This window comes from Altericroceibacterium xinjiangense (assembly GCF_003958635.1).
Classification (GTDB): domain Bacteria; phylum Pseudomonadota; class Alphaproteobacteria; order Sphingomonadales; family Sphingomonadaceae; genus Altericroceibacterium_A; species Altericroceibacterium_A xinjiangense.
The window spans coordinates 1-6,808 of the sequence record NZ_RSEK01000038.1 but is presented as its reverse complement, the minus strand read 5'-3'; the positions used below and the strand labels follow the sequence as shown (position 1 = coordinate 6,808).

At 57.8% G+C, this 6,808-nt stretch carries 4 protein-coding genes and 1 pseudogene; all 5 read left to right on the top strand.

Annotated features, from left to right (window positions below):
- Nucleotides 1-155 precede the first annotated feature (155 nt).
- A complete protein-coding gene (locus ELY13_RS14455) occupies nt 156-389 on the top strand; it encodes a hypothetical protein (protein WP_126174599.1) in 234 nt (77 codons plus the stop codon).
- Between the two features lie 129 nt (nt 390-518).
- On the top strand, nt 519-1,733 hold the full coding sequence (locus ELY13_RS14450; protein WP_126174598.1) for an HlyD family secretion protein: 1,215 nt from the start codon (nt 519-521) through the stop codon (nt 1,731-1,733).
- Between the two features lie 35 nt (nt 1,734-1,768).
- Nucleotides 1,769-3,880 carry a peptidase domain-containing ABC transporter gene (locus ELY13_RS14445; protein WP_241233739.1) on the top strand — a complete coding sequence of 704 codons (2,112 nt, stop codon included), beginning with the start codon at nt 1,769-1,771 and terminating at the stop codon, nt 3,878-3,880.
- A 46-nt stretch (nt 3,881-3,926) separates the two neighbouring features.
- The gene (locus ELY13_RS14440) at nt 3,927-6,212 is read left to right on the top strand and encodes an EAL domain-containing protein (RefSeq protein WP_126174597.1); all 2,286 of its coding nucleotides are present in this window, start codon (nt 3,927-3,929) and stop codon (nt 6,210-6,212) included.
- Between the two features lie 23 nt (nt 6,213-6,235).
- A pseudogene (locus tag ELY13_RS15745) lies at nt 6,236-6,808 on the top strand (IS6 family transposase); the annotation flags it as partial.

The following is a 6,808-nucleotide window of genomic DNA, read 5'->3' as shown; positions in this document are numbered from 1 at the left end:
GATGACCGCACCCGGACAGATCAAACCATCAACTCAATTTACCCCTTGCAGCGCAGGGGCCATCCACAGATGACAGCACCCCTCAAACCAAATCGGTTCTAAAAGAGACGAAGCTTGGCTTCCGAATGTACGTCGTTCATCCTATAAGCTGATGCATGACCGAGCATGATAAACTCTTCAGGCATGAGGCGGTAAAGGCGCAGGACATCATGAACAGCAAAACGCACCTGGCTCTTCTGCCTTCATGGTGCGCAACAAACGCACTGTTAGCATCGTTCGGAAAGGAGATTATAATGAAGCGTGAACTGACCCCCGAAGAACTCGCTGCGGTTGCTGGAGGCACCGGCGACGGTCGCGGTGGCAACACCGGCGTCGAAGGCATCGTTTAAGCCAGACCGGCCCAAGGGGCTATGGGCAAGGGCGCGGGGAGAGGAATTCCCGCGCCCTTTTCCGTTGTCGCACTCAAATGGCGTAAAGCCCCACTCCAAAGGAAACGTCGTCATCCTATAAGCTGATACATGAGCGAGCATGATGAACTCTTCAGGCGCGAGGCGGTAGACGCGCAAGGCGTCATGAACGGCAAAACGCGCCTGGCTCCCCTGCCTTCGTGGAGCGCAACAAATGCGCTGCTATCATTGTTAGTTGCCGGCGGATTGGCCTTTGCAGCGAACGCCGACTATTCGAAGATGGTCAATGCGGCTGGCATCGTGGATGCAGCGGGCGGAACGCCTCGCATCATCACCGACAGGACAGGCACTCTCGCGATCAAAGTTGCTCAAGGTGACATCGTCGAAAAAGGACAGGTCATCGCCATTCTGGATATCACTACGCGAGACTCCGATGGAGACCTCGAGCAACGACGCAAACAGCAGAGCGAAATTGAGGCGAGTGCGTCCGAAGCACGAGGCGCGGCGGCTCTGGCGGCCGGCTCCAGCCGTGCCCAGGCAAGGGAAGCAGTGGGGCACGCGGCACGGGCCCGTATGGCCAGCTTGCACGAGCAGCTTGAACAGGCTGAGAACCAGACGATGGGCGCTGTCCAAGATCTGAATAGGGCAACAGAGATAGCAGAGCGCGGGTTTCTTTCCCGAAGGGATTTGGAGGCCCGTGAGGCGTCGCTCTCCGCAAAGCGAGAGGCAGAAGCGCGGATTCGCGCAGATATGGCGACAGTTCGAGGCGACATGCTGTCTGCGATCGCTGAAGCTGAAGAGGCGCGGAGCGAAGCCCGTGAAACGTATCAAGACGCTCTGTCGAACGCAGCTCGGGCCCGTAGGTCAGCTATGGATGGTTCAGCGGTTTCCAGCGTCGCCTACGTCACCCCGATTGCCGGGGAGATTGCATCCTTGCCAGCGCGGAACGGAGACAGAGCTGCTCCCGGAGAACTTATTGCTGTGGTCGCACGAACGGGCGCGCCGCTCATTGCGAGGCTAGAAGTGCCGGCCGATTTGATGGCAAACGTCGAAGAAGGACAAGAAATTCGGATCGCCGTCGACGCCTATCCCTATCAGACATTCGGAACCATCCGGTCGAGGATCATCAGCGTGTCGAACGCTGCGCGCCGCGGCAGCGACGGCTATGTCTTCGATGTTGAAGCAGAAGTGCCCCGGACGATCAAGGCATACGGGAAACGCGTCCAGCTCCTACCGGGAATGACGCTTAGTGCCCGCATCAAGACCAAAGGGCGCTCCCTTATCGAGTGGGTGCTCGATCCATTGTACGCGGTGACACGGCGATGAACGGGATGACAGAACCTTTCGCTCAGGCGGGCCCAGTGACGACGCTGCGTTCGGCTAAAAGGGTTCGGCCGATTAGGCAGAGCGAAATCGCTGAATGCGGTGTGGCATCTCTCGTCATGGTGGCCAACTACTGGGGCAAAAACATCGAGCTTTCTGAGGTCAGGCAGAAGTTTGCCGTTACCTCTCGAGGGACCACTCTTGCCGACTTGATCAAGATGGCCGGCGCGCTTCAAATGTCCACGCGCCCTGTGCGCATCGAGCTGGAGCACCTGCACGAATTGGAGTTCCCGGCGATCCTTCACTGGGACATGAATCATTATGTAGTAGCTGAACGCTGCCGGAAAGGCCGGCTGTTTATCGTCGACCCGCAGCATGGATCGGGAGCGTGGCACGATTTTGTTTCGCTGGGCAAGCACTTCACCGGTGTCGCACTGGAAGTCGAGCCCACTGCAGGCTTCGCTCCGGAGGCTGCCAAGCGGCGGCTGAAACTGCGGGAGCTGTGGGGTCGGACGCATGGACTCCCGAGCACGATCGCACAGGCCGTCGTACTTTCCATCCTCCTTCAGATCTTCGTTCTTGCTACGCCTTACGTCCTGCAGATCGCAATCGATGATGCTCTTCCGGCCGGAGACAATGATCTGCTTGCGGTTCTCGGGCTCGCCTTCGCGGCCTTCGCCGTTCTCGCCGGAGTCGCTCACGCTATGCGCGGGTTTGTGCTCCTGTCCGCGGGAACCATGCTTTCGTACGCCATGTCGACCAACGTGGCTCGGCACATGCTTAGATTGCCAATATCGTGGTTTGAGCGGCGTTCAGTCGGGGATGTCCTGTCCCGATTTCAATCAGTTCAGCCGCTAAGAAGACTTGTGACCGAGGGCATGGCGGCCGCTGTGCTGGACGGAGCCATGGCAGCCCTGACTCTTGGCGCCATGCTCATCTATTCGCCCTCCCTGACGCTCATACCGATGCTCTCGGCAGGTGTTTACGCAGCAGTCCGGTGGGCAACTCTCAACAAGGAAAAGGCCGCAGAAGGTAAAGCGATTGCGACAATGGGCCGCGAACAGGCTGTTATGATCGAGACCTTGCGAGGCGTGAACACCATAAGGCTGGCCGGTCATGAATCCCTTCGCCAAGCCGCATGGCAAAATCGCCTCACCGACATGTTGAGTGAGCGATACGCGCACGACAAGGTGCTCGCGACCCAAAAGGCTGCGGCGCACCTGCTCGAAGGCCTTGAAACCGTTCTCGTAATCTGGTTTGGCATCATGGCAGCGATGGCTGATGCGCTCTCCGTCGGCATGCTTATTGCCTTTGCCGCATGGCGCCTGCAGTTTTCGAACGCGGCGCGAAGAGTTATCGATCAGGCTACCTCATGGAGGCTCGCAAAGCTTCATCTCGAGCGGCTTTCGGATATTGCGTTTACGCGCGAGGACCCGGGCTTCTCTGAGCCGGAAAGTCAAACAGAGGCTTTGCTTGGCCGCATCGAATTGAGAGACATAGGTTTCCGGTATGGGGACCACGAGCCGCTAGTGGTCAAGAATATCAATCTGGTCATCGAGCCCGGCGAAAACGTCGTTGTAACCGGCCCCAGCGGGAGTGGTAAGAGCACCTTGATCAAGATAGTCTTGGGACTTATTCAGCCAACTTATGGGGAGCTGCTGATCGATGGACAGCCAATTGCTCACTATGGTCGGCGCGCATACCGGTCGCAAGTCGGTGCAGTCCTGCAAGACGACACACTCTTTACAGGCAGCATTGCGGACAATGTCTCAGGTTTCACCGGATGCGATCCGCTGCGATTGAAAGAAAGCTTGAGGGGGGCATCAGTCCTCGCAGATGTTGAACGCATGCCGATGAGGGAAAATACCCTTGTCGGGGACATGGGGTCCACTCTTTCGGGAGGCCAAAAGCAGCGAGTTCTAATCGCCAGGGCTCTCTATGGACGGCCGCGGCTGCTCGTTCTGGACGAGGGAACATCTCATCTCGACGCAAATCACGAAGCAGAAGTGAACGAGACGATTAGCCGTCTCGGCATAACGCGTATAGGAATCGCGCACCGGCGCGAAACCATCGAAGCAGCCAACAGGGTTGTAACGATCAGCGAAGGGCGTCTGGAAGCAGACTTGAGGAAAACCGACCAGCAGGGCTGAGGGGAACTCGGCTTGGCCGCACGGTCAAAAGCCGAGGGAGCCCGAGATGAACTGGTTAGAAACCGAGGTCATGAAGAAGGTCAAAGCGATCGCCTTCGTTCTTGCCCTCGGGGTGATGGCGTTGTCTGGCTTCACCGGTTTGAGCGAAACCGTCGATCGCCAAATCAGAAATCTCCGCTACGAAACAACAAGCACACCGGCATCGGGCAACATCGGGCTGATCCGCATCGACGATAAAAGCATTGGCGAACTGGGTGCCTATCCATGGTCGCGCGATAAGTACGCCAAAATGCTTGAAGAACTCAGCGGGAAAGGCGTCAAGCGTCTGGCATTCGACATCAGTTTCCGCAGTCCGTCACAAGACCCCGGGAACGACCGAAAGCTTGCTGACGCTATGAGGCAGGCGGACTTCGCCATTGCGCTGCCAACTCCGGCCGAAGCAGCAAGAGAACAGATTCAACACGTCAGCTATCCGCTCCCGGAGCTGCGCGAACACGCAGATGAATTGGTGTCGATCTGGGTGGATACCAATGAAGATGGCAAAATCGAGCACGTACCTCAAAGTTCGGTGCTCGATGGAGATCTCCGAAGGTCCATCGGCCCGTGGCTGGTCAATGCGCCGAAGGCCGAGAAGGGCATTCAGATCGACTGGAGCATCAAGCACGACAGACTGCCAGCTTACTCCTTTGTAGACGTGATCCAAGGCAAGATCCCCGAGCAAGAACTGCAAGGTAAAAGCCTCATCATCGGGGCTGACCTGGACTTGCTCGGCGACACCTGGATGACTTCCGACGGGAGACGGATTTCCGGCGCTCGTGTCCAGATGGTAGCAGCCGAAACACTGCTCAAGGGACAAGGACCCACTCTCGATCGCTGGCTTGTGGGGATCGTGACTCTGTCGGTTGCCGGCATTTTCATGCTGTGGTGCCGTAACGGAGTAATCATCGCCGCCAGTTTCGCCCTGGGGCTGGCAATCGTTGCCCTGCATTGGAAGCTGGAAGCCTCCGGCATTGCCCTGCTTGAGACTGGAGCAGCTCTATATGGCTTGGGAGCTCTCAGCCTTTCCACAGGGGCGCTCGCAGTTGCCACGTACCTTCATGACCGGATTACTCGGAACGAAGGGACGGGATTGCCGAACCAGAGGGCAATGCGCTTTGCCCGCGAGGAAGGCGGATGCACAGTCGTTATCCGGGTGATCAATCACCTCGAGATTGTCGCCGAACTCGGAGCCGATGGGCGAGACATGATCATGGGCAAGATCGCCAAGGCCATCAACGCCAGTTCGGGTGGCAGGCACGTTTACCAGATCGAGGCGGGCAGCTTTGCCTGGAAAGCTGGCTGTGATCTCGATTCAGTAACAAACAACGTGATGGCTCTGCTCTCGACCCTGAGAAGCGGCGTTTCTTGCGCCGGAGGAAGCATCGATATCGGCGTGAGTGCAGGTATCCATCAGGACGATGGCAGCAGCGTTGAGGTATCGGTCAGCCGGGCGGCGGTCGCAGCCAACAAAGCTTCAGCGAAAGGACTGGCGTACGAGGTCTGGGAACAAGGCGTTGGCGATGAGCGGTGGAAACTCACTGTCTTTTCGGAGGTGAACAAGGCGATCGAGAACGGCGATCTGTGGAACGCTTACCAACCGAAGGTCGACGTGCGCAGAAAAGAGGTGATCGGTGCAGAAGCGCTGGCGCGATGGCAGCATCCTGAGAAGGGCCACGTACGGCCGGATCTGTTCATTCCTCTGCTGGAGAAATCTGACAGGATGGACGAGTTCACGGCCTACATGCTGAACAGGGCTATCATGGATTTCACCAGCGTGCCGGGAAATCTCAGTCTCGCAGTCAACATCTCACCGGTCATGATCGGAAAGGGGAAGCTCCCTGGAATAATCCGGGAAGCTCTCAGAAAGCACGGCTTCGCGCCAGAGCGTCTTACGATCGAGGTGACAGAGACGGCTGGATTCAAAGATCCGACTGCCATCCAGGAAGTCGAAGAACTCAGCCGCGACGGCATCGGGGTTTCAATCGACGACTACGGAACCGGCTTTTCGACAATTAACTACCTCAAGGTGCTTCCTGCGACCGAGTTGAAGATAGACCGGTCCTTTGTTGCTAATATCCTGTCTAGCCACAGCGACAGGCGCCTTGTGGATTCAACAATCAAGCTGGCCCATGAAATGGGCATGAAGGTCGTTGCGGAGGGCGTCGAGAGCCCGGAGCTCATGGACGTGCTTGAGCTCCTCGCGTGCGACACAGTCCAAGGCTACTACACCGGTCGGCCGATGGACATCGAAGCCTTTAGGAGGCACTGTCAGACGAAATGCACCCAATGGTGATCGGCCCCAAAGCGGGGTAGGGCATGCCTCGTCCGCGCAAACCCGCCACTCTGTTCCGGTACTTCAACTCCTCGCCGGAGGTCGTCCGGCTTGTGGTGATGATGTACATTCGGTTTCCGCTCAGCTTGCGGAACGTGGAAGACCTGCTGTCGGAGCGTGGCATCGATGTCTGCCACGAGACGGTGCGGCATTGGTGGAATCGTTTCGGTCCCCTGTTTGCGGCCGACATCCGCCGGCAGAGGGTGAACCGGATGCGCGGCTTTCGTCATTGGAGGTGACACCTGGACGAAATGTACGTTCGGGTGAATGGCGAGATGGTCTACCTTTGGCGAGCCGTTGATCACGAGGGTGAAGTTCTCGAAAGCTACGTCACAAAAGCCAGAGACAAAGCCGCTGCCCTGCGGTTCATGCGCAAGACGCTGAAGCGTCACGGCAAGGTGGAAGCGATTACGACCTACGGGCTGCGCTCCTACAAGGCAGCCATGGTCGAACTTGGGTGTGAGGCCAAACAGGAGACCGGCGGGACTGTCAGGAATTTCGTGTGTGGCGGGCGGTTTGAATATTACGCCGCCATGGCTCTGATGAAGCGCTCGCCG

Excerpts from the sequence above, each read along its gene's own strand:
- ELY13_RS14450 (WP_126174598.1), top strand. The coding sequence starts at position 519 with ATGAGCGAGCATGATGAACTCTTCAGGCGCGAGGCGGTAGACGCGCAA.
- ELY13_RS14455 (WP_126174599.1), top strand. The coding sequence starts at position 156 with ATGACCGAGCATGATAAACTCTTCAGGCATGAGGCGGTAAAGGCGCAG.
- ELY13_RS14440 (WP_126174597.1), top strand. The coding sequence starts at position 3,927 with ATGAACTGGTTAGAAACCGAGGTCATGAAGAAGGTCAAAGCGATCGCC.